Annotated in this window: 21 protein-coding genes; 6 read left to right on the forward strand and 15 right to left on the reverse strand. The window is 47.4% G+C overall.

Translation table 11 applies throughout. The annotated features are described in order from the left end of the window. The 6 genes from dapE to HH196_RS00445 all read right to left on the reverse strand — a co-directional run bounded on the left by dapE (position 1) and on the right by HH196_RS00445 (position 8271). Entirely contained in the window at positions 1-1143 is a 1143-nt protein-coding gene (gene dapE, locus HH196_RS00420; protein WP_169450143.1) for a succinyl-diaminopimelate desuccinylase, read from the reverse strand. A gap of 25 nt (positions 1144-1168) precedes the next feature. Continuing rightward, positions 1169-2200, reverse strand: coding sequence for a 2,3,4,5-tetrahydropyridine-2,6-dicarboxylate N-succinyltransferase (gene dapD, locus HH196_RS00425; RefSeq protein WP_169450144.1), 1032 nt, complete (start codon positions 2198-2200; stop codon positions 1169-1171). A gap of 14 nt (positions 2201-2214) precedes the next feature. Further along, a complete protein-coding gene (locus HH196_RS00430; RefSeq protein WP_169450145.1) occupies positions 2215-2556 on the reverse strand; it encodes an arsenate reductase in 342 nt (113 codons plus the stop codon). 8 nt (positions 2557-2564) lie between these two features. Further along, positions 2565-3764, reverse strand: a complete 1200-nt coding sequence (dapC, locus tag HH196_RS00435) for a succinyldiaminopimelate transaminase (protein ID WP_169450146.1) — start codon at positions 3762-3764, stop codon at positions 2565-2567. 125 nt (positions 3765-3889) lie between these two features. Further along, positions 3890-7036 carry an efflux RND transporter permease subunit gene (locus HH196_RS00440; protein WP_248276862.1) on the reverse strand — a complete coding sequence of 1049 codons (3147 nt, stop codon included), beginning with the start codon at positions 7034-7036 and terminating at the stop codon, positions 3890-3892. Further along, complete coding sequence (locus HH196_RS00445) at positions 7033-8271, reverse strand: efflux RND transporter periplasmic adaptor subunit (RefSeq protein WP_169450147.1); 1239 nt, start codon at positions 8269-8271, stop codon at positions 7033-7035. The genes HH196_RS00440 and HH196_RS00445 overlap by 4 nt, the downstream gene beginning before the upstream one ends. Before the next feature lie 143 nt (positions 8272-8414). On the opposite strand from HH196_RS00445, the gene HH196_RS00450 reads away from it, so the two are divergent. After that, positions 8415-9260, forward strand: a complete 846-nt coding sequence (locus HH196_RS00450) for an alpha/beta fold hydrolase (protein WP_169450148.1) — start codon at positions 8415-8417, stop codon at positions 9258-9260. Next, positions 9261-10241 carry a hypothetical protein gene (locus tag HH196_RS00455; RefSeq protein WP_169450149.1) on the forward strand — a complete coding sequence of 327 codons (981 nt, stop codon included), beginning with the start codon at positions 9261-9263 and terminating at the stop codon, positions 10239-10241. A 40-nt stretch (positions 10242-10281) separates the two neighbouring features. On the opposite strand, the gene HH196_RS00460 is transcribed toward HH196_RS00455, so the two are convergent. Further along, positions 10282-10980: a hypothetical protein gene (locus HH196_RS00460; RefSeq protein WP_248276863.1), complete on the reverse strand. Its 699-nt coding sequence runs from the start codon at positions 10978-10980 to the stop codon at positions 10282-10284. 74 nt (positions 10981-11054) lie between these two features. Between HH196_RS00460 and pdxH the strand changes: the two genes are divergently transcribed. Both pdxH and HH196_RS00470 read left to right on the forward strand, forming a co-directional pair. Further along, on the forward strand, positions 11055-11690 hold the full coding sequence (pdxH, locus tag HH196_RS00465; RefSeq protein ID WP_211160796.1) for a pyridoxamine 5'-phosphate oxidase: 636 nt from the start codon (positions 11055-11057) through the stop codon (positions 11688-11690). Between the two features lie 10 nt (positions 11691-11700). Then, the gene (locus tag HH196_RS00470; RefSeq protein ID WP_169450150.1) at positions 11701-12168 is read left to right on the forward strand and encodes a peptidylprolyl isomerase; all 468 of its coding nucleotides are present in this window, start codon (positions 11701-11703) and stop codon (positions 12166-12168) included. A gap of 86 nt (positions 12169-12254) precedes the next feature. Here HH196_RS00470 and HH196_RS00475 read toward each other — a convergent pair whose 3' ends face one another. Continuing rightward, a complete protein-coding gene (locus HH196_RS00475; protein WP_169450151.1) occupies positions 12255-12515 on the reverse strand; it encodes a hypothetical protein in 261 nt (86 codons plus the stop codon). A 397-nt stretch (positions 12516-12912) separates the two neighbouring features. Here HH196_RS00475 and HH196_RS11590 point away from each other — a divergent pair, with 397 nt between their 5' ends. Further along, positions 12913-13044 (forward strand): hypothetical protein, encoded by a 132-nt coding sequence (locus HH196_RS11590; protein WP_256366877.1) that lies wholly within the window; start codon positions 12913-12915, stop codon positions 13042-13044. Between the two features lie 52 nt (positions 13045-13096). Continuing rightward, positions 13097-13705 (forward strand): YigZ family protein, encoded by a 609-nt coding sequence (locus HH196_RS00480; RefSeq protein WP_169450152.1) that lies wholly within the window; start codon positions 13097-13099, stop codon positions 13703-13705. 68 nt (positions 13706-13773) lie between these two features. Here the strand turns inward: HH196_RS00480 and HH196_RS00485 are convergent, their stop codons facing one another. The 7 genes from HH196_RS00485 to HH196_RS00515 form a co-directional block, all read right to left on the reverse strand. Next, on the reverse strand, positions 13774-16629 hold the full coding sequence (locus tag HH196_RS00485; protein WP_169450153.1) for a valine--tRNA ligase: 2856 nt from the start codon (positions 16627-16629) through the stop codon (positions 13774-13776). A gap of 128 nt (positions 16630-16757) precedes the next feature. Then, positions 16758-17954, reverse strand: a complete 1197-nt coding sequence (locus HH196_RS00490) for an ABC transporter permease (protein ID WP_169450154.1) — start codon at positions 17952-17954, stop codon at positions 16758-16760. After that, positions 17944-19161: an ABC transporter permease gene (locus HH196_RS00495; RefSeq protein ID WP_169450155.1), complete on the reverse strand. Its 1218-nt coding sequence runs from the start codon at positions 19159-19161 to the stop codon at positions 17944-17946. Before HH196_RS00495 ends, HH196_RS00490 begins: the two co-directional genes overlap by 11 nt. A 5-nt stretch (positions 19162-19166) precedes the next feature. After that, complete coding sequence (locus tag HH196_RS00500; RefSeq protein ID WP_169450156.1) at positions 19167-19841, reverse strand: ABC transporter ATP-binding protein; 675 nt, start codon at positions 19839-19841, stop codon at positions 19167-19169. Then, entirely contained in the window at positions 19834-20967 is a 1134-nt protein-coding gene (locus HH196_RS00505) for an efflux RND transporter periplasmic adaptor subunit (RefSeq protein ID WP_169450157.1), read from the reverse strand. The genes HH196_RS00500 and HH196_RS00505 overlap by 8 nt, the downstream gene beginning before the upstream one ends. Before the next feature lie 22 nt (positions 20968-20989). Continuing rightward, a complete protein-coding gene (locus HH196_RS00510) occupies positions 20990-21427 on the reverse strand; it encodes a DNA polymerase III subunit chi (protein WP_169450158.1) in 438 nt (145 codons plus the stop codon). Position 21428: 1 nt separating this feature from the next. Continuing rightward, complete coding sequence (locus HH196_RS00515; protein ID WP_169450159.1) at positions 21429-22925, reverse strand: leucyl aminopeptidase; 1497 nt, start codon at positions 22923-22925, stop codon at positions 21429-21431. Positions 22926-22938: the final 13 nt, after the last annotated feature.

The raw sequence follows: 22938 nt of genomic DNA on the forward strand, positions 1-22938 counted from the left end.
TTAAGCGTCAGCTAGAAGGTTGATCAGTATCTGCTCGTAGATATCTGAAAGTGTATCTAGATCAGCGACTGAGACATTTTCATCGATCTTGTGAATGGTTGCGTTAACAGGACCTAGCTCAACAACTTGAGCACCTGTTGGCGCGATAAAGCGACCATCTGAAGTGCCACCACTGGTAGAGAGTTCGGTTTCTCGGCCTGTTACTGAGCGAATAGCATTGCGTGCTGCATCAACAAGATCACCAGCAGCAGTTAAGAACGGCTGGCCTGATAGACTCCACTCAATCTCATATTCAACCTGATGCTTATCTAAAATAGCTTCAACTCGATTGCGAAGTTCAGTGTCGGTCACTTCGGTTGAAAAACGGAAGTTAAACTTAACATCCACTTCGCCTGGTACAACATTGGTAGCACCGGTGCCTGAGTTGATGTTTGAGACCTGGACGCTGGTAGGTGGGAAGAAGTCATTTCCCTGATCCCATTCGGTTTGTGATAGCTCAGCAAGGGCTGGGGCAAACTCATGAATTGGGTTTCGAACTAGGTGAGGGTAGGCAACATGCCCTTGTATACCTTTCACCTTGAGAGTTGCGCCTAAAGAGCCGCGGCGACCGTTTTTGATCACATCACCTACCAACGTGGTACTTGATGGCTCACCTACAATCGCCCAAGTGATCTTCTCGTTGCGCGCCTCAAGAGTATCGATAACCCGAGTTGTACCGTTAACATAAGGCCCCTCTTCATCACTCGTGATAAGCAGTGCGATAGATCCTTTGTGGTTTGGGTGTTTGGTAACGAATCGTTCCAGTGCTGTCAAAAAAGCAGCGATGCTACCTTTCATATCTGCAGCACCACGACCATATAGAAGACCATCTTTGATGGTTGGTTCAAACGGAGGTGTTTGCCACTTATCGACAGGGCCGGTTGGCACAACATCGGTGTGTCCAGCAAAGCAGAGCAAAGGACCATCTGAGTTACGACGAGCCCAGAGGTTGGTCACCTCTTCAAACTGCATGGTTTGAAGATCAAACCCAAGAGCTTTCAGACGTTCACCCATTAGCGCCTGACATCCAGCATCCTCAGGGGTAACTGAACGGCGGCTAATAAGTTCGCAAGCGAGTTGTAAGGTGTCTGAAAGCTGGGTCATCTTCTATCTACTTTTTATCTTGAACTTAGTTGTGCGCGTGAAGTTCTGCGTTGAGTTCAATCGCAGATTTGTTTGTCTTAACTTCAATGCGGCCAGTCTGCGAGTTGCGACGGAATAGCAGGTCAGATTTACCTGCAAGTTCCGAAGCTTTAACAGTCGCAACTTCACTGTTCTGATCATCAAGGATGGTCACTTTAGAGCCACCAGTAATGTATAGACCCGCTTCAAGCGTACAGCGATCACCTAGAGGAATGCCTAGGCCGGCATTAGCACCGAGTAGCGCGTTTTCACCTACAGAGATAACAACGCTGTTACCGCCAGAGAGAGTTCCCATTGTTGAACAGCCGCCACCTAGGTCTGAGCCATTGCCTACAACAACACCTGCAGAGATGCGACCTTCAACCATGCTCACGCCCATAGTACCTGCGTTGAAGTTGATGAAGCCTTCATGCATGACTGTCGTGCCTTCGCCAACGTGTGCGCCTAGACGAACGCGTGAAGCAGCCGCTACACGAACACCGGTTGGGACGACGTAGTTCGCCATCTGTGGGAATTTATCAACAGAGTTAACGTGGATGACACGACCTTGAGCGCGTGCAGCAAGCTGGCGCTGAGATAGCTCATCAAGCGCGATAGCGCCTTCGCTGGTCCAAGCAACGTTTGGCAGTAGACCAAAAATACCGCTTAGATTCTGACCGTGAGGTTTAACAAGGCGGTGCGAAACTAGCGATAGCTTCAGGTAAGCTTCCGCAGTTGTCGTTGGTGCTTCATCGCTTGCAAGAATACAGACAACAAGTGGCTGAGATGTTCCCTCAAGAACCTCAACGATCTGCGCTTGATCTTCAGCATCAACGCTCAGAAACGCAGCTTCTAGTGATTTAAGCTGAGCCGCTTCAATCTCAATAGCTTGGTTTCCGCCAGTGTAACCAACTGCTTTTGCAACAGCTTCGATCATCGTCGCATCGGCATTAAGAATCGGCTGGTTGTAGTAAACTTCTAGCCATTCGCCTTTCGCTGATTTAGTACCGACACCCAGGCCGAACGCAAAATTAGTCATTATATTTCCTCGTATTAACTTTTAAGTGCCGCTTGTACGTCAGCAGTAAAACCAACTTCAATACGGTCTGAATCTTCAATAATTGGGCGTTTGATAAGCGATGGTTGCTCGCTCATTAACTGAATTAGCTGTGTCTCATCGGTGATCGCTTTAGTGGCATCATCTAGCTTGCGCCAGGTCGTACCGCGCTTGTTGAGCACTTTGTCTATGCCGGCTGCATCTACCCAGGTTTTGATCAAAGATGGGGTAGGCGGGACCTTTTTAAAATCGACAAAGTCGAATGCAAAGCCTTCGCTGGTCATCCAGGTACGCGCTTTTTTAACCGTGTCGCAATTGGGTATTCCGTAAACCTTCATGAAAAACCTTATAGTGACTCGATGTAGCGACGGATGCGCCACGCGGCTTCAACACACTCTTCAACGGTTGCAACCAACGCCATACGAACATATCCCGATCCAGGGTAAAGTCCGTCAGTGGTTTCGCGTGATAGGTAGCGACCTGGAAGAACGGTGAGATGCTGTTGTTCAAAAAGACCAGCAGTGAACTTATCATCATCAATTGGTGTTTTGGCCCACAAATAGAAGCTTGCATCAGGCATTTTTACATCCATGACGGGTGCTAGTATCTCAAGTACCGCAGCAAATTTAAGACGGTACTGTTCACGGTTCTGTTGAACGTGTGCCTCGTCATTCCACGCTGCAACTGACCCTTTTTGAACCTGAATTGGCATCGCACAACCGTGGTATGTACGGTATAGCAAGAAAGGTTTCATCAAAGCTGCATCGCCTGCAATAAAACCAGATCTTAAACCAGGAAGGTTTGAACGTTTTGACAGGCTGTGGAAAACCACACAGTTTTTATAGTCGTGACGGCCAATTTGTTGGCACACTTCAAGCAGTCCTACCGGTGGATTAGCTTCATCAAAGTAGATCTCTGAGTAGCACTCATCAGAGGCCAAAATGAAGTCGTACTTATCTGCAAGTTCTATCAGTTTTATCAACTGCTCACGTGAATGCACCGCGCCACTTGGGTTGTTTGGTGAGCAGACAAATAGAAGCTCACAACGCTGCCAAATAGCTTCAGGAATTGCATCGTAGTCTGGAATGAAACCGTTCTCTTCAAGTGTTGGCATGAAGTAAGGCTCCGCACCTGCTAGGTAGGCAGCACCTTCATAGATTTGGTAGAACGGATCCGGAGAAAATACCAGTGCACCCGGTTTGCGCTCAACAGCGCACTGGGTAAAAGCAAAGATCGCCTCACGTGTCCCCATAACAGGAAGTACGTGGTTGTCTGCAGTCAATGAAGCAGCTTGTAGTCTAAAACGACGAGTACACCAGTCAGCGATCGCTTCTCGCAGCTCCTGGCTACCCTTGGTGGTAGGGTAGTTGGCCACCAGATCAACAGATTGGCGAAGCACATCTGTCACCAGTGACGGTGCCGGGTGTTTTGGTTCACCAATACCAAGTGAGATATGTTCTAACTCTTTTGGCGGATTGAGATTACCGAGAAGCACAGCCAGCTTTTCAAAAGGGTATGGCTGCAGTAGCGATAGATCTGTGTTCATTGAGTGTCCTGTTTGTGCTCAGCACGACCAAAATTTAGGCGCAAAGTATACTGTATCGGCCAGCCTGAATCGACAGCGCGATTTATTGCCCTGCTAACCTTATTAGGGGTGAGCAGGGTTTGTTGCTAGGGAGTATCCACTCCGTGAGCAGTGATTGGTTTGAACCCCATCTTGTCACGAGCACCTTCAATAATCGTCAATAGTGATGGCACGACGACAAGAATCAATAGTGTGCCGTAGCCAAGACCAAAGACAATTGAGGCTGCCATTGGTATCAAGAATTGTGCCTGCAGTGAGGTTTCAAACAGGATAGGAGTTAGACCGCCTATCGTTGTTAGTGAAGTTAGCATTACCGCGCGCAAACGCTGGCAGGCTGCTTCAACAACTGCATCATGGGTGTTATATCCCTGCTCTTTAAGTTTCTTATAGAAGGTGACTAGGACGATCGAATCGTTAATGACGATGCCCGACAGACCAAAGAAACCAAACAGCGAAAGAATCGTAAGATCTAGCCCCATTAGGAAGTGTCCTAATAGTGCCCCAGTAAGACCCAAAGGAATGGTCAGCATGATGGTGATTGGCCAGCTGTAAGAGGCGAATACCCAAGCGAGTATTACGTAGATCAACACAAGTGCTATCACGAGACCCGTTTTCATATCGCCAAGCGTCTCGCGCTGATCACGGTTCTTGCCTTCAAAGCTTGCGTTGATGCCATATTTTCCAAGCAGAGCTGGCATCACGTTTGCTTGCAGATCAGCAATGATCTCATTGGCATTGCCGACTGTCTCATCAAGGTCCGCTGAGACGTTAATAGAGAGCAATCCATCAATGCGTTGTAGTGAATCAAAGCCCTGCTGCGCTCTGAATTCAAGTACGTTGGAGATCGGTGTTACGCTACCGTCGGCAAGTACGATAGGCAGCTGACTGAGAGAGCTGAGGCGATTTCGCTGCTCGTCACCCATCATTACCCTTACTTTGATCTCATCGCGGCCCTGATAGAAGCTCTGTACTTCGATACCATCAAACGCGGCACGAAGTTGGCGGCCTACCTGTTCAAGACGTAAGCCAGCAGCTTCGCCTGCAGGGGTCAATTTATAGATCAACTGCGACGTTCCATAGGGAAGGTCATCATCGATGTTGCTCAAACCCGAGTAGGCTTTTAACTTCTCTTGTAGTTCAAGCGAAGCAGCTTTTAGCGTATCGATATCACCGCCTGTTAATTGCGCTTCAATTGGTTTGCCTGGAGGTCCGCCTTGATCTACATCCATAGTGAACTTTTCAAGCCCTGCGGGTTGGATGATTCGGCTACGGAGCTCTTTTATAAACTGCGATGTCTTTACCTCCCTATGGTCGCCAGGGAAGAGCTCAACAGCGATCGAACCATAGGTTTCACCCACTGAAGGCGCTGCATTTCGGCTGAATTGAACAGTATTTAGGCGGATCAGGCTCAATTTAAGATTGTCGCCGCCCAGTGCTTGGTCAGTCTCAACGATTTTAGAATCGACATATTTGAGGAACTGCTCGACATTCTTGCCGTCGGTGCCCGAGACAAACTGGGCATTCACTGTGAAGGTGTCCTGCTCAACGGACGGGAAGAAGTTGAACTTGATTCGCCCGCCTGCCATCAGACCAATCGCGAAGATCATGATACCGAGCGCGGTCGCTATAGAGGCCCAGCGGAAAGTGATCGCTGTCTCAACAAACGGACGGAATATGTCGTCACGGAATTTGTTGAATCCAGCGTCTAGCTTAACGCGAATTTTTGAAGGGTGAACCGCGTCTGCATTCACCAGAGCATGGTGAAGGTGACCTGGTAGAACAAAGAAACTCTCAATCAGTGATGCGATGATGACACAGATAACCACGATTGGAATGTCGACAAGGATGTTGCCGATAATGCCACCAATCATCATTAGCGGTAGGAATGCAGCGATGGTCGTCATTGAAGATGCTGTAACCGGAGCTAGCATGCGAAGCGCGCCACCAACCGCTGCTCGTTTTGAACTCTCACCCATTTGCGCGTGGGCAAGGGTATCCTCACCAACCACTATAGCGTCATCGACAATGATACCCAGCGCCATGATTAGTGCGAAAAGCGAAATCATGTTGATGGAGCCGCCAATCAAATAGAGCACTGCGAGTGTTGCTAGGAAGGAGGTTGGTATCCCTACTGTCACCCAAAATGCGACGCGACCATTGAGGAATAGATAGAGAATTAAAACAACCAATACCAAGCCGCTCGCACCGTTCTCCATTAGAAGATTGATGCGGTCACGAATCAGGGTCCACTGCTCATCAAAAGCGATCAGTGAGACACCTTCAGGGGTTGTTGGGCGAGTCTCTTCGAGCCAGTCGTTAAAGATCTTTGCGGCAGTCAGACTGTTCTCAGTCTCGGTGCGTTTTAGATTTAAGACAATAGCTGGATTGTTCTGGTAGAAGAGACGAACCTGTCCCTCTACATCGCGTTTTTCGATCAGTGCGATATCACCTAGGCGAACCAGTTTGCCCTCTTGCGCGGTGATCAGTGGCAGCTCTTCAAATCCCGCTACATCACGTTGTTGGCCAAGGCTGCGGATACGGCGAGCGCCGTCATCCTGTGCTGCCATACCTGCTGGCAGATCAACGGAGCGCTGGCGAATGATGTTCGAGATGTCGCTTAGGTTCATGCCCAGTTGGTTTAAGCTATCTGGGTTGAACTCGATAGCGATCTCCTGTTCGGGCATGCCCTGGAAATCAACTTTTCGAACGCCGCGAGAGAGTAGTTGTTGTTCGTAACTGCGTGCCAGTGTTCGAAGCTCCTCGAGTGAGGCGCGATCACTGGTGACGATTAGATCGGCAATGTCGTCGTAGCGAGTGATGATTTGGACAATCGGTTGCTCTGCATCAGAAGGGAGGGAAGGTGCTACAGAGTCCATCTTCTGTTTCGCTTCCGAGAGTGCGTAGTTGATGTCAGCACTCTCCTCCATCTCTAGACGGAAGCTGGCCATGCCATCACGTGCAATGGCAAAAGAGCGTTTTACGCCATCTAGAGCACGAATCTCCTCCTCTACGGGAAGAATGATCGAGGTCTGAACATCCTCAGCACTGGCGCCACTCCAAGGAACAGAGATCGTAATGATATCGAGCGTAAAGGTTGGAAAAAACTGAATGTTGAGGCGGTTGATGCCAAGCAGACCCGCTGCAAGCATCAATAGCATCAACAGATTGGCTGCAACCCTGTGGGTCGCAAAGAGGTTAACGAACCCCTTTAAACCACTGGTAGTTTGGCTCACTGTTTCACCTCAACAAGCATGCCGCTGACCGCATTTGGTAATTGTGTAGTGATGATCAAATCGTTATTCACAATTTTATCGCTACGAACCAGAACTAAGTGCTCACCTGACTCACTTTGACGGTTTCCCAAATGCTCAACTGTGATTGATTCAAGGCGAGAATCTACGACGCGGTAGATACGATCCGTTCCGTACAGTGCAGCAGGCGGCAGGGCAACCACTGAATCGATCGCCGGTAGCTCAAGCGAAATGCTAAGAGTTCTACCTGGCTCTGGGATGTAGTTTGATTCACTGAAGTGGAACAGTCCGTCCACGCCTGTAGCGCCTTTCGTGACTTCAGCGCCTAAACGTTGTAGTTCAAGTTTAAGTAGTTGATTGTCTACCTTCGCAGTTGCTACCAACTCTAAATCACCCTCGGCATCGCGTTTGATCAGCGGAAGTGTTTTGGCTGGCAGCTGAGCACGTACCTCTAGATCAGAGTATGGGTAGATTCGAGCTAGGGCATCGCTTAGGCGCAATCTATCACCAGTTGCTACCGCGACGCTGGTAATGCGGCCATCGAAAGGAGCTTTGACAGAAGCGCGGTCACGATCGAGTAGTGACTTATCAAGGGTTGCCTGAGCCTGCGCAATAGATGCTTTAAGCTGTGCAACACGATTTGGGTGATCTGCAATCGACTGTTCGCGAGCGACAATGCTGAGCTGGCGCTGTTGTGCATTCATCTCTGCATTATCAAGTTGCTCTTTGCTTGCCAGTTTGCGATCTGAAAGGTCTAGTTGACGTTGACGCGAACGGGTAGCAATCTTTGCCATCTCACGCTCGATTTCAAGGGCTTTTTGGTCAGTTTCAAATCGGAGGTTTTCAGCAGATAACTGCGCTTTTAGTGCGGCAATTTGCGCACGCTGTTGAGCTATCTGAAGATCTAAATCTCGCGTATCCAATTGAATGAGGAGCTCGCCAGCTTTAACTCGCGCACCCTCTTTAGCTACAACTGATGCGACATCCGCTGCGATGGGTGACTTTAAAGTAACCATCTTAGGCGTCTCTACTTCTGCATAGAGTTCAATTTGTGGGGCAACAGCAGCTGGTTGTGCGGTGATCGCATTCACTGTCCAAGAGCGCTCTTTCGCAGCCTTAGGTGGTATCTGCGGTTTACTCGCTTTAAGCATTGAAAAGATAGCGATAGCTAGCGCCAGAATGGCGATTGGCAAAATAAACTTTAGGAGTCGTTTCACGACCTTATGCTCCTGAAGATGAAAAAAGAGACTTATTGTATATCAATGCACTCAATCAATCAGTACAGGTAATTGCCCCTGTTTGATATATTGCAATCTTAAACGCAAATTCATATCAGTCAGATTAATACCAAGAAAAACAGATGCAGCAGAGATCAATTCAATACTCGCTTGGTGATAGAGAGTACCGTCTAAATTACTGGATGGACGGTTCAGAGGGTGCGCAGGAGATAGTTCTCTGTGTTCACGGCTTGTTGCGTCATTCGCGCGATTTTGATGAGTTGATAGCTGAGTTAAGTGACCATTTTTTTTGTGTCTCTGTCGATTTACCGGGGCGAGGGCAAAGCGATTGGTTCGAGGAAGCTGCTAGTTACACTCCAGAAAACTACTTACCTGCACTGCTTAGTCTGATCGCCACACTTCCTGATAAACCGATTATTTGGGTTGGAACCTCGCTGGGCGGCATCATGGGTATGGCTTATGCAGCGACGCCCGAAAATAGGTTGGCGGCACTTGTCGTCAATGATATTGGTGCTGAAATTCCAGGTGCAGCGCTAACCCGTATTGGCAATTACATCACAGCGCCTCAATTTTCAAAACTGGAGCAAGTTGAAGGGTTTTTAAAAGAGACCTATCCACATTATCAGGGTTTAACAACTGAGCAGTGGTCTCGTCTTGCGACGTATGGAAGTCGCAGTGAGGACGGTAAGATTTTTCTTCACTATGACCCTAATATTGCTGTGAATACTAAAGCGGCCAGTGGTGAAGATATATCACTTTGGCCCTTGTGGAATCTGCTCACTGTGCCTGTGTTGGTGGTACAAGCTCTAGAGTCTGATCTGCTAACCCAGCCTATCTTAGAAAAAATGAGAGAATCCTCAGTGCAATTTGATCTTCAGACCATTCAAGGTGTTGGGCATGCTCCGTCATTGATGAAAAAGTCTGAATATCTGCCAATCGTTGAATGGATAAAAGCGAGGTTTGTCTAAATGGCTTTAACACGCTGGCCAGCGAACCGTATGCCACTTGATGCTGAACAGCGCCAGTTAGCCTTGGATGCCGTTAAGCGTGAGTTTGCCCCTGCTATTGCAAACCTTAAGGTTGACCTTGGACTCGACGCTCTATTTGAAGAGATCTACGTTCCATTGGCCTGTTGGATTGTTGAACGTCACACAAAAGGGACGCCACTGGTCGTGGGTATTAATGGTGCCCAAGGCGCCGGAAAGGCAACGCTTTTTAATATTATGGAAGTCATACTTGCAGAAGGGTTTGGCTTAAAAGTAGTGGGTTTCTCGATTGATGACCTCTATCTAACTCGAGCTGAGCGCGAGCAATTGGCAGCGGAGGTTCATCCACTTTTAACAACGCGTGGAGTGCCTGGGACACATGATGTAAATCTTGGGTTGCGCCTGCTGAATCAGCTTAGAAATGCAGGGCCAGATGAGCAGATTCGTATTCCTATTTTTGATAAATCTACGGATGAGCGGTGCCCCGTTGATATGTGGCATGAGTGGAATGGTGGGGCCGATATCATCTTTGTCGATGGCTGGTGTATAGGTGCGATACCTGAACCTACTGAGGCGCTTGATGAGCCTGTAAATGAACTTGAGCGTGAAGAGGATCAAGAGGGTGTCTGGCGTCAGTATGTTAACAAACGCCTGGCCGGCGACTATCAAACCCTGTTTGATGAGCTTGACCTGCTAGTGATGCTTAAAGTTCCGTCTATGCAGTCGGTCTATGATTGGCGAGCAGCGCAGGAGCAGAAGTTACAAGAGCGAGCTGCTGTTCTGTATGATGATCGACCGCCTAGTGATCCTCTGCGTATCATGGATGAAACGCAAATATTCCGATTCATTGCCCACTATGAGCGTTTAACTCGATGGATGCTGGAATCGCTTCCTAAGCGAGCAGATGTGACGTTTGAGTTAAATGAAAACCATAAAATCGCCGAGATTCGCTTCAAAGCGTAAACATTAAAGTTGTCTAAGTTTGGCAATTAAGATTGGATAGTTAGATAGGCAAGAAAGGCGCTGTCGCTACCCCTTGTACGATCCTATTGATGGTTCTGTCCGTCGATGTCGCAATGATTTCAGCTAAATGGTCCTGGTTAGCAATCATCTTGCCAAACAGTCGTTCGTAACTGAGATTGATTATCCCCTCGTTCATGCTGTCACTTAAGATAAACAGCTCGCCTTTTGAGTCCTTAAGGTTGTGTAACTGCCAAGAAATTTTCTCGAGGTTGCGTGCACTATTGTAGAGGCGTTGCTGATCAATCTCATCCAACATAAAAAACTCGTCTCGATAGTTGTACGACGCGTGGACCATCCCCGTAACAGCAACCATAAATGCAAACACTCGATCACCTTTATAGTTCTCATCGAAAGCTAAAGGGAGTGCTTTTAAACCATATAGGTTATTGAGCTCTTTATGTTGTATGGGTCTTGGTTCTCCGAGCAGTTGCTTGAGGCGTTTCTCTATCGTAGTGCCAGGTGCGGCTTTAGCTAACTCACGGGGATTGCGCTTATAGAGTTTGATGGTGAGTTCACGGGAGTATTCATTGATCGTTTTAATGTGCCCATCGACGATCATATCGACTTGAGATTTGGCGAGGTTCTGAATGCGAAGCTCTTTACCCTGCATAGGTACACAGCCTTGTAGCAAGGAAATAGCAAAACCAATAAGAATTAATCGTTTTATTGATGTAAACACTGTGAACCAATGAGCTAAACAAGAATAATAGGCACTAGTATATATTGCCCCCTGACGAATAACAGGATTTTAAAATGTCGTTGGAAAAGTTGAGTGATGTTAGGCGTGAATACCGTCTAGCGGGTCTTCATGAAGAGAATCTGTTGCATAATCCATTTAAGCAGTTCGAGGCTTGGATGGAGGATGCATTAACTGTCGATGCGAAAGATGCGACCTCCATGACGTTGGCAACTGCCTCGACTGAGGGGATCCCATCAGCTCGCATTGTTTTGCTCAAAGGGTTTGATGAGAAAGGGTTTACCTGGTTCACCAACTATGGAAGCGAAAAGGGCGAGCAGCTTCAAGCTAACCCAAATGCAGAGTTACTCTTCTATTGGTCGGCTCTAGAGCGACAGGTACGTATTCAGGGCAGGGTAGAAAAGGTGTCACGTGATGAGAGTGAGAGCTACTTTCACTCCCGCCCTGAAGGTAGTCAAAAAAGTGCAGCTGTCTCTTCGCAGACTCAGCCTGTAGAATCGCGAGCAGTTTTAGAAGAGCGTCTGGCCGCGTTACCTGAATCTCAACAGATTCCCTGTCCCGATAATTGGGGAGGATTCAAGATGGTGCCGACGCGATTCGAATTTTGGCAGGGAAGAGAGAGTCGTCTACATGACCGCTTCCGATTTGAAATTAAAGATGGTGAGTGGCAGATCAGTCGCCTTCAGCCCTAGGGATTTACGTATGAAAATTGAAGAGAATGCTTTTGTAACCTTCCACTATGCGATTGTAATGGATGATAGCGAAGTGAAAGATGGGTCTCGAGATGATGATCCGCTCACCTACATTCATGGTCACGGTATGCTTGTTCCGGGGCTTGAGAGTGCTCTCCTAGGCCGCGAAGCGGGTGACAAGTTTCAAGTTCTTGTTGAGGCGGGCTCTGGCTACGGTGAGCGTGATGAAGCGTTATTTGAAGTGCTACCGCGCGAAGCCTTTGCAGATATGCCTGGCTTGCATAAAGGCATGCTAGTCCAGCTTCAGGATGAGCAGGGTACGCCACGTTTAGGTCGGGTTGTTGATCTTGATATTCGTGAGGTTAAAGTTGACCTGAACCATCCGTTTGCTGGTCAGGATCTTAATTTTGATGTTGAGATCATTGATGTTCGAGCGGCTACTGCTGAAGAGCTCGAGGAGATTAGTCTGGCTGATTAAGCTGCCAGCTAAAAGATAGTTTTTTAAATCCAAGAGTCGCGCTCTGCGACTCTTATGAGCTGTTGCTTAAGGAGAGTACTTAACTCTTAAGCAACTCGCTCCTGCCAGTCTAAATCACCCACTTTTACATTTAACCATTCAAAGCCAATGCGCTTAGCAACAGCTGCTGCGCCATCTAGGCTTTTGAACTCACGTTCGCCTTTCGAACGCTGTAAGTTCAGCGTCACGATCTCAGTATCCCGTGTAATAAATTTAAGTGCCCAACCCCGTGTCATTGATACTGGGATGGCCTGGCATGTCTCAAAAACGCCTGCGTTAAACAGTAGTCGAATCTCTTTCTCTTGCATACGAAATCCACTTAAGAAATATCGTTATTAACTATCAACTTATTATAGTTATTTTTTGAATTATTTAAAGCTATTTTTGAGTATTCATATTTTAATAACTATATGTTTTTATTAGTTTTTTACAATTCATTATAAATAAATAAATTTTATCAATAGCTTTTTGATGAAAAATCAAAGTTTAAAATTGACGTGTCGGGCCGATTTTTAATTTGAAAGGGATGGGTTGATTTGGGATATAGAGTCGTTGAAATTAGATTTTGATAGTTCGAAATGGCAGGTTTTTTAATGCGCTAACGACAGTTAATGATGGAGTGGTGCAAATTTGAGTTGTATCAATACTTTTCTGAAAGCGACGGGGTAAAGTTCTGAAAAAGTAATCCACTAGGAGATTAAAACGATGTTTGGTATTGATGCTTACACATTTGAAACTGTTTGGCCGAGTCTACTAGGTGTAGCTGCGATGGCAGGTGTAATGACTTGGGCGTTCTTCAAGGTTAAAAACCTGATGAATGACGACGGTAAAAAGTAATTCAGGTCTAACCTTTACTTACATATCTGAGTAGGTAATCTGTCATGCACTTATGACAGATTACTTTGCCCCTCTAAATCAGTTTCAGCTCGAAACTGAGATCAAGCGAAGCCGATTTATCGCGACGCTCATACCTCTTTCTCAGGTCGCTTCTCTACATGAGTTGCAGGCCCAATTGCGTCTTCTCCATCCCAAAGCGAACCACCACTGTTTAGCCTATGTTCTGGGTTCTCCTCAGATGCCTAGTGCTGCTGGTTCGAGTGATGATGGGGAGCCAAGTGGCACTGCTGGCAGACCGATGCTTAATATCCTTCAGAAGCGCTCTATCGGCGATGTTGGTGTTGTTGTGACTCGCTATTTTGGTGGCATAAAATTGGGGGCAGGTGGGCTTATTAGGGCGTATGGCGCTTCAGTATCGGCTGCGCTTGATGAGATGGAGTTGGTTGTTAAAAGTAAACAGCACCTCTTTTCTCTTCGTTACCCCTATGAGCTTGAGACTGAGATGCAAAAGCTGATGATCGGTTTTGAGTGCACAATGGTTGATGAGAAATTTAGTGAAGTTGTCGAACGGAACTTAACTGTCTCTGATTCTTCGTGGGCAAAATTGCAGTTAGCTCTAAACGAACTTAAATATCGAGGTCTTGAGCTTACCTCTGATTAAAAAGCTGATCGACATGAGGCCAAAAAAAAGCGGAGTGTTTAGCTCCGCTTTCTGTTCGTAGAGATTTTTTACAGAGCTTTGATTGACTCTATCTGTTGCTCTAGCTGTGTTTTAGAACGTGCTGCATCATCTGCTTTTTCACGCTCTTTTATAACAACATCTGCCGGCGCATTTGCTACAAACTTCTCGTTCGAGAGCTTTTTCTCAACACGATCTATCTCACCCTGGAGGCGATCGATCTCTTTCTGAAGTCGTGCAATCTCTGCATCCTTGTCGATAAGATCTGCCATCGGTACAAGAACTTCCATCGCACCAACCAACTGCGTTGCCGCAAGTGGCTTCGCATCAGATGAACCAAGCACGGTGATTGATGTAATACGTGCCAACTTCATAAGGAAGGTTTTGTTTTCAGCAAGACGGCGCTTGTCATCGTCGCTGCAGTTACCAAGAAGTAGTTCAAGGTCTTGCGAAGGGGCAATCTTCATTTCGCCACGAATGTTTCGTACGGCAGTAATTACACCTTTCAGCCACTCAATGTCGCTGTCAGCCGCTGCATCCAACTTGCTTTCATTTGCTTGTGGGAATGGCATTAGCATCAATGTGTCGCCAGTGACGCCCGCTGTCGCTTTGATTGCCTGCCAGATCTCTTCGGTGATGAAAGGCATCAGCGGGTGATTCATGCGCAGAATAGTTTCTAGAACGCGAACTAGAGTGCGACGGGTGCCGCGTTTTGCAGCATCTGAAGCCTGTTCATCCCATAGTACTGGCTTAGAAAGCTCTAAATACCAGTCACAGTATTGGTTCCAAACGAAGTCATAGAGTGTCTGCGCTGCTAGGTCGAAGCGGAACTCATCAAGTTGTTTGGTAACTGTTGCCTCAGTGCGCTGTAGTTGGCTAATAATCCAACGGTCGGCAAGTGAAAGTTCAACATCGTTGCCGTTCTGGCCACAATCTTCATCTTCAGTATTCATAATCACGTAACGAGCCGCATTCCATAGCTTGTTACAGAAGTTACGGTAACCCTCTAGGCGCTTCATATCCCAGTTGATATCGCGGCCTGTTGACGCAAGTGCAGCAAGTGTAAATCGAAGGGCATCTGTTCCGTGCGGAGTTATACCCTCAGGGAACTGCTTCTCGGTTCGCTTGCCGATCTTTTCAGCCAGCTGTGGCTGCATCATGTTGCCGGTACGTTTTTCAAGCAGCTCTTCGAGAGAGATGCCGTCGATCATATCGAGTGGGTCTAGCACGTTACCTTTCGATTTCGACATCTTGTCGCCGTTTTCATCACGGATAAGACCCGTGACATAAACATTCTTGAAAGGTACCTGTGGTTTGCCGTTCTCATCCTTCATGAAGTGCATGGTCATCATAATCATACGGGCAACCCAGAAGAAGATGATGTCGAAACCCGTTACTAGGGTGTCGGTCGGGTGGAAGGTCTTCAGTCGTTCTGTGTTCTCTGGCCAGCCAAGTGTGCCAAAGGTCCATAGAGCAGAACTGAACCAGGTATCCAATACATCGTTGTCTTGGTGAAGTTCAAGATCTGCAGCTAGGTTGTACTTTTCACGGGCTGCTTCAGCTGAAGCTGCAACGTAAACATTACCCTGTGCATCGTAGAACGCAGGGATGCGGTGTCCCCACCAAAGTTGGCGAGAAATACACCAGTCCTGAATATCTCGCATCCAAGCGAAATACATGTTTTCGTACTGCTTAGGTACAAACTTGATGTCACCATCTTCAACTGCTTTGATCGCAGGTTTAGCGAGCGTTTTAGCATCACAGAACCACTGGTCAGTTAGCATTGGTTCAATAACAACGCCACCACGGTCACCGTATGGGATAGTCATCGCGTTCTCTTCGATCTTCACTAGAAGGTCGAGCTCTTCAATGGCTGATACGATTTGACGACGTGCTTCGAATCGCTCTAGTCCGCGGAACTGCGCAGGGATGGTTGGGTCAATGTCGTTGTTTACACTGCCATCTGTATTGAATACCTGAGCCTCATCACGAATATCTGCGTTAAGCGTCAATACATTGATCATTGGAAGCTTGTTGCGCTTTCCAACTTCATTATCGTTAAAGTCGTGCGCAGGTGTGATTTTTACACAGCCAGTCCCTTTTTCCATGCTGGCATGTTCATCAGCAATGATAGGGATACGACGGCCAACCAGAGGAAGAATAATCTCCTTGCCTACTAGATTGTCGTAGCGTTCATCTTCAGGGTTAACCGCCACGCCTGTATCACCAAGAAGGGTTTCTGGACGAGTAGTACCCACCACGATGTAATCTTTACCATCTTTGGTTTTTACACCGTCAGCGAGTGGGTAGCGGATGTACCACATTTTACCTGTCACTTCGCGGTTCTCTACCTCAAGGTCTGAGATAGCAGTGTGAAGTTTAGGGTCCCAGTTTACTAAGCGCTTACCGCGGTAGATTAGGCCGTCATCAAAGAGGCGGATAAAGACCTCTTGTACTGCATGATAGAAGCCAGAGTCCATAGTGAAACGCTCTGTTGGCCAATCCACAGAGTTACCTAGGCGACGCATTTGGCGAGTAATTGTTCCACCAGACTCACCTTTCCACTCCCACACTTTCTCGATGAAAGCGTCACGACCTAAATCGTAGCGGCTCTCGCCTGTTTCTGCAGCGAGTTTGCGCTCAACAACCATCTGAGTTGCGATGCCGGCATGGTCGGTACCAACCTGCCAAAGTGTATTGCGACCCTGCATGCGGCGGTAACGGATAAGGGTATCCATAAGCGTATGCTGAAATGCATGGCCCATGTGGAGGCTGCCAGTGACATTTGGTGGCGGGATCATTATTGAGTAGGCATCACCTTCACCTGAAGGGGCGAAGTAACCTTTCTCTTCCCAGTCCTGATACCACTTCTGCTCTATTGCTTGCGGTTGATACGTCTTATCCATGGGTCGCTGTGTTCTCTTAAAACTTGGCCATAGTTGCCCACAACACTCGACTGTGGACAACAACAAAAACTAAAGCGGCAAAGTATACCTGTTGCGGCGCCGCTTATACAGAGTGGAGGGGGCGTTAGTTATTCGTTTTGAAGGGCATCAATTGGATCGATTTTAATCGCTTGGAGTGCCGGCAAAAGACCACTCAATGCACCTGTAATAGCTGCCATGCCTAGAGCTAGCAGTAGATAGTTAAATTGCAGCGCTACTGGGAGGCTTGGTAGCACGATATTCAGAAGCGTAACTGTTGCTAGAGTTGCGAAAACTCCCAGTAGGCCTCCAAACAGTGAGAAGATCGTCGCCTCGGTCAAAAATAGTGAGAGGATGGTTTTTTTATCGGCTCCTAGAGCTCTCATGAGTCCGATCTCAGCTTTGCGCTCCTGAATGTTGGTAGACATGACCGTTAAAATACCAATTGAGCCCACCAGTAGTGAAATGCCCGCCAGCCCGGCAATTGCGAATTTAAGTACCGACAATATTCGATCTAAGGTGTCGAGCATTTGATCTTGGCTCATGAGGGTAAAGTCCTCTCCCTTATGGCGCCGTATCAAGGTCTCTTTTATCGGTTTGCTGATCTGTTCTGAGGTGTAGTTGGCAGCGAAGGTGATATCAATCTCCATAACCCCATCGCGATTGAACAAATTGAGTGCTCTCTCAGTATCGATGTAGACGATGTCATCAAGGTCAAATCCTAGCATCTGTCCTTTACTTTCAAGTACACCAACAACCCGATAACGCTCACCGCCAGCTCGAATAAACTCCCCAAGAGGATTGTTCTCTCTAAACAACTCCAGGGCAACCTTGCTGCCTAATACAGCCATTGGTTTCGGGAATGAGCCGTTTGAGTTGGGAAGAAAGGCGCCTTTTTCTACATTGAAATTCCACGCTTGTGGCATAACTGAACTTACACCAAGGATATCAGTGTGTCTGGTGCGGTGATCAAACTCTATCGCACCGCTGCCTTGAATGATCGGGACTACATGCACAACACCTGGGACTCTTTGAAGTGCCAATGAGTCATCAATAGTGAGTGGTTGAGTGTTGGCGAGTATCCCGCCTAAACCGCCTACTTGGCTCTTGCCGGGTGTGACAGCAACAATGCGCGTACCAAATTGAGAGAATGTATTCAAAATGTAACTTTGCACACCGCTACCTAAGCTAGTGAGTAGCGTAACTGCAAAAATCCCAACAGCGATCCCCAATGTTGTTAAGAGTGTCCGTTTTGGTTTGTCGCTGATGGTTCTTACAGCGAGCTGGATGAGGTCGCTAATCCGCATGAACTTGCCCTCGTAAAGCATTGACAGGGTCGATGCGAGAGGCTTGGCGAGCAGGAAGCCAGGCAAACAGTGTGGCAAGTGTTAAGGCCAGCGCTATGGCACCTGCAAGTGCGTAGATGGGTGCAGAGAAAGGAAAGGTTGGCCAGAGTTGATGGATAATGGTTAAACCTATAACTCCCAAGGCAAGTCCAGCTATAGCGCCAAAAAGTGTTATCAAAAGGGCATCTAATAGAAAAAGCGATAACACAGTTTGCTGTGATGCCCCGAGTGCTTTAAGTAGACCAATTTCAGGTACTCGCTGTGAGACGCTGATGAGCGTTATATTCATAATCAGTATCCCAGCGACAACAAGGCTAATAGTTGCTACTGCTAGGACTACAAGTGTGAATGTATGGATGATTTTTTCAAAAGATTTCAGCAGGGCGTCTTGGGTAACTAGTGTGATATCTCGCTCTCCAGCGTGACGAGCGGCAATTAGATTTTCTACAGCGATCTTGGTGGGCTCAATTACCTCCTCACTTTTAAGTTTGATAATCATTCGAAACAGGCCCGGGGTGTTAAATAGGGATTGAGCACTGACCACGGGAATCAACACGATATCACTCATGTTGGTGCCAAAGTTAATCCCCGCAGGTTCCAAAACACCAATAATGCGAAAACGTCTGTCGCCGAGTTTTAGCCACTCCCCAAGGGGGGATTTATTTGGAAATAGATCCTTGGCAACTTGATCTCCAATCACCGCTATCGGATCGTAACTGGCAAGGTCTGACTCGGGAAGGTTGTGTCCCAATCTTATAGGGATTCCAAACAGAGGAAGGAGAAAGTTGTTGGCACCCATGACCATAAGTTCACGACTGAGACCGTTTGCATTGCCTTGGGTCAATCCTGCGATGATAGGTATCACCTCTTTGACATCAGAGAGTTGATAGAGTGCCTTGGCATCTTCTAACGTTAGGTCACGAGTCCCCTCGCCAGTCAGAGGTGGAATCCCTCCTTCAGTCTCTTTCCGTCCCGGTAGTACCACAAGCGTCTCTTTACCCAGTAAAGAGAACTCTCTTAGCACATACTGTCGGGCACCATCTGATAAACCTGTTAAAAGAACAACAGACATCACGCCTATACTGACGGCAAGCAGTGTCATAACTGTTTTAAAGCGCTGGCGGGTATAGAGCTGAAAGCTAAAGATGAGTTTATCTACTAAGCGCATCGCGACTACGCCTCAATAATCTCTAGTAACTGGCCATCAACCATTTTGACCTGTTTGCGCGCGCGTGCCCCTAGTTCTGAGTCGTGGGTTACGATCACCAGGGTAATGCCATCACCATTGAGTTGTTCTAATAACTCAACCACCTTTGCGCCCGATGCCTGGTCTAAGTTTCCGGTAGGCTCATCGGCTAATAGGATTTCAGGGTGAGTAATGACCGCACGTGCAATAGCAATACGTTGTCGCTGACCACCAGAGAGCTGTTGTGGTCTTTGGTGAATATAACGACCTAGTCCAAGTCGCTCCAATAGTTCAATCGCCCTTGCTTTTCGTTCAGTGGGATCTGTACCAATAAGCGTTAGCGGAAGTTCAACATTCTCCAAAGCCGTGAGTCGATCAATTAGATGATAGGCTTGAAAAACAAAACCAATTTTCTTGTTTCGAAGTTGGGCACGTTCAGCCTCGCCCAGCTGGGTGGTTTCAAGATCGTTAATCTTATAACTGCCGCTGTTAGGTGTATCCAACAAACCCAATTGATTGAGAAGGGTTGATTTGCCTGAACCCGATGGACCCATAACACTCAGGTAGTCGCCACTTTGGATCTCTAGGGTGAAATCCTTAAGCGCGTTAACGGTTTCGCTACCGACCTGGTAGTGCCTCGATATCTTTTCGAGCCTAATCATGTCGAACTAAAACCTGTTTTCCGACAAGGTTATTGGCATGGGCAGTATCTAAAAGAATTTGATCACCGACAGAGAGTCCTGTTTTGATCTCAGTCCAGTTCCAGTTGGATTCACCACTTGTCACCGCTCGATACTCGATAGTTTGAGTGGTTGGGTTGTAAGCGAGTACCTTTTGACCAGCAATCAAAGCTTCAGAAGGGATACGCACTACATTTTCTGCGGTTTTGGTAATGATCTCTGCGTCTGCACTGTATCCAACCAATAGCATAAGTTCAGCGGGTGGGTTCACAAATTGCGCTTCAATTTCTAGGGTTCGCGCCTGCTTCTCGTTATCAGTAACAGTGACCGCTTTTTTGCTAATCACTCCGTGAAATGTTGTACCTCGAAATGCATCAAGAGTGAGCCGCGCATTTTGACCGATTTGCACTCGTGAAGCCTCTACCTCATCGATAGGTGCTGAAACGTAGAGACAGCTATCGTCTATGATTTGGATGGCAGCGGGAGTGGCTACACCAGATGGAGATGGGGTTAGATACTCCCCAACTTCACCATTTACTTTGCTTATCACGCCGTTAAATGGGGCGGATAGCTGGGTTTGTTTGAGTTGGATTTGTGCAAACTTAGTCTTTGCTATAGCTGCATCAGTAAGTGCTTTTCGCTGTTTACAGAGAAAGTTTTGGCTAGCGGCTTCGCTCTCGAGCTGATCGACCCGCTCATTTGAAATCAGTTTTTGATCGAGAAGTGATTTGCTGCGTTCAAATTCACGTTTAGCTAGTGCAGAGAGTTCGCAGGCTCGTTCAGTCTCAATTTGTGCTGCACGCTGTTCTTTCTCAGCGAGCTCAACCCGGGCTTCATCTAGCTCATTATCCAAGGCAATCAATAGCTGGCCTTGAGTAACAGAGTCACCCTCGTCGACAAGAAGTTCTCCAACTCGGCCACCAAGATTTAAAGAGAGGTTAGCTGATCGGCAAGCTTTAATAGTGCCAGCTCGGCTGTTTGCAGCGATCTGCTCTACATTGCCTTTTGTAACGCTGTGCAAAGCTATGGTGAGGGGAGGTGTAGGCCAAAATTGAACAGCTGCATAAATGCTACCGGCTAGAACTGGAATCCAAATCAGTCGCTTCATGCAACCTCCCAAGTGAAATGACTTAACCTCGTTTTCTTAGATCATTCATCCTAACTTGCCATCCAGCCGTTCGGCGTTCTGCAAAGGATTGACGAGTCATCGTGAGGATCTTCTCCTCCTGTGAAACAATCTCTGCAACTCTATCGAATTCACCTACATCGCTAGGTGTGTCAGTCGCTAAATTGATCAGAAGACCTGTTTGGCGGCTAGGAACGACTTGCACCCCGAGAGATACCGGAGCAGAGCTTGTCTGATCTCTCTCTATCTTAACGTGTGGTACGAAACTGTCTGCACGAAATGACCACAATTTGCTATCTAATTGATTTAGATCGGCATCATTGTCAACACGGATATGCACTTTTAAGCCTTGCTCTACCGCCTTTTCACAAAGACGGCAGGCAAAGAGTTCACGGCTGTCGTAATCGGCAGCCGCAAGGACGTAGTAGTCAGCTTCAGGCACCTTAGGCCTCTTTCTGCTCTGCGACATCAAGAAGGTATTGCGTCAGCATTGGCACACATCGGCCCGTTGCTCCCTTCGCTTTGCCACTGTTCCAAGCAACACCTGCGATATCTAAGTGAGCCCAACTAACATCCTTAGTAAAGCGTGATAGGAAACATGCTGCTGTGATCGTACCTGCTGGTCGACCACCAATGTTGGCCATATCTGCAAAGTTACTATCTAGTTGAGTTTGATACTCATCCCATAACGGAAGCTGCCAGCCACGATCGCCTGCAAATTCGCCCGCATCTAATAGCTGTGCAGCGAGCGAGTCATCATTTGCCAAAAGACCAGTGGCTTGATGTCCAAGTGCGATGATGCATGCGCCTGTAAGAGTCGCGACATCAATTACCGCTTGCGGTTTAAACTGTTGAACGTAGGTAAGAGCATCACAAAGAACCAAGCGGCCCTCGGCATCGGTGTTTAAAATCTCTACCGTTTGGCCAGATAGGGTCGTGACCACATCACCTGGTTTGCTTGCACGACCACTTGGCATATTTTCAGCCGCTGCAACAACAGTGATTAAGTTGATGGGCAGGCGCATCTCAGCGACAGCCTCAAAAGTCCCTAATACGCTTGCAGCTCCGCACATATCAAATTTCATCTCATCCATTTCTGGACCAGGTTTTAACGATATGCCGCCCGTATCAAATGTGATCCCTTTACCGACGAGGGCATAGGGTGCCTCATTCGCTTCACCACCTTCGTATTTCAGGACGATTAGCCTTGGAGGGATATCACTGCCTTTGCCGACGCTATAAAGTGCGCCCATGCCCATCGATTCGATCTGTTTCTCGTCTAAAATCTCGCAGCTAACTGAGTCAAACTCATCAGCCAGCGCTTTAGCGTGATCAGCAAGGTAGATAGGCGTACAGATGTTGCCAGGAAGGTTGCCAAGTTCTCGAGCGGTTGCTACGCCATTAGCTATTGCAACGCCATCCAAGAGTGCGCCTTCACCATACTCAGTCGATTCTTCATCCAGAAGTAGATGGATGTGTTCAAGTTTTGTTGGAGTGGCTGGTTTGCTCTTAGTTGTGTCGTATTGGTAGAGCGCTGCAGAGCAGGCTTCAACGATCAGGCGAGTATCGCGGTAGATGTCAGAATCTTTACCGCTGCTTTGGTCGAGTGCCAGTGTTAAGGTTTTTACACCCATTTTGTTAACAGTCGCGACAACCGATTTGATAAGCGTTTGCTGTTTAGCAACGCTACGATCACTCTCTTTACCAATACCAACTAGAAGAGTTCGTTTAGCCGTAACACCTGAAAGATTGCGCAGCAGAAGGGTAGTTCCATGCGAACCATCAAAATCTCCCGCATCAATCACCTCTTTAAGGGCTCCTGCTGAGGCGGTATCAATCGCTTGTGCTGAGGGAGTTAATTTACCTGCATCTGCAACAGCTACAACGATGCAGTCAGTTACTAATAATTCAACTGACCCATTTACAATTTCAAAATCCATTCTCTTCTACCTC

This window comes from Marinobacterium sp. LSUCC0821, from assembly GCF_012848475.1.
Taxonomy (GTDB): Bacteria; Pseudomonadota; Gammaproteobacteria; order Pseudomonadales; family Balneatricaceae; genus Marinobacterium_E.

Bases quoted from the DNA above. Each gene is read 5' to 3' on its own strand.
- dapD (WP_169450144.1), bottom strand. From the start codon at position 2,200: ATGACTAATTTTGCGTTCGGCCTGGGTGTCGGTACTAAATCAGCGAAA.
- HH196_RS00470 (WP_169450150.1), top strand. From the start codon at position 11,701: ATGAAAATTGAAGAGAATGCTTTTGTAACCTTCCACTATGCGATTGTA.
- HH196_RS00430 (WP_169450145.1), bottom strand. From the start codon at position 2,556: ATGAAGGTTTACGGAATACCCAATTGCGACACGGTTAAAAAAGCGCGT.
- HH196_RS00455 (WP_169450149.1), top strand. From the start codon at position 9,261: ATGGCTTTAACACGCTGGCCAGCGAACCGTATGCCACTTGATGCTGAA.
- HH196_RS00500 (WP_169450156.1), bottom strand. From the start codon at position 19,841: ATGATTAGGCTCGAAAAGATATCGAGGCACTACCAGGTCGGTAGCGAA.
- HH196_RS00515 (WP_169450159.1), bottom strand. From the start codon at position 22,925: ATGGATTTTGAAATTGTAAATGGGTCAGTTGAATTATTAGTAACTGAC.
- HH196_RS00450 (WP_169450148.1), top strand. From the start codon at position 8,415: ATGCAGCAGAGATCAATTCAATACTCGCTTGGTGATAGAGAGTACCGT.
- dapC (WP_169450146.1), bottom strand. From the start codon at position 3,764: ATGAACACAGATCTATCGCTACTGCAGCCATACCCTTTTGAAAAGCTG.
- HH196_RS00505 (WP_169450157.1), bottom strand. From the start codon at position 20,967: ATGAAGCGACTGATTTGGATTCCAGTTCTAGCCGGTAGCATTTATGCA.
- HH196_RS00495 (WP_169450155.1), bottom strand. From the start codon at position 19,161: ATGCGCTTAGTAGATAAACTCATCTTTAGCTTTCAGCTCTATACCCGC.
- dapE (WP_169450143.1), bottom strand. From the start codon at position 1,143: ATGACCCAGCTTTCAGACACCTTACAACTCGCTTGCGAACTTATTAGC.
- HH196_RS00480 (WP_169450152.1), top strand. From the start codon at position 13,097: ATGACAGATTACTTTGCCCCTCTAAATCAGTTTCAGCTCGAAACTGAG.
- HH196_RS00485 (WP_169450153.1), bottom strand. From the start codon at position 16,629: ATGGATAAGACGTATCAACCGCAAGCAATAGAGCAGAAGTGGTATCAG.
- HH196_RS00475 (WP_169450151.1), bottom strand. From the start codon at position 12,515: ATGCAAGAGAAAGAGATTCGACTACTGTTTAACGCAGGCGTTTTTGAG.
- HH196_RS11590 (WP_256366877.1), top strand. From the start codon at position 12,913: ATGTTTGGTATTGATGCTTACACATTTGAAACTGTTTGGCCGAGTCTA.
- pdxH (WP_211160796.1), top strand. From the start codon at position 11,055: ATGTCGTTGGAAAAGTTGAGTGATGTTAGGCGTGAATACCGTCTAGCG.
- HH196_RS00490 (WP_169450154.1), bottom strand. From the start codon at position 17,954: ATGCGGATTAGCGACCTCATCCAGCTCGCTGTAAGAACCATCAGCGAC.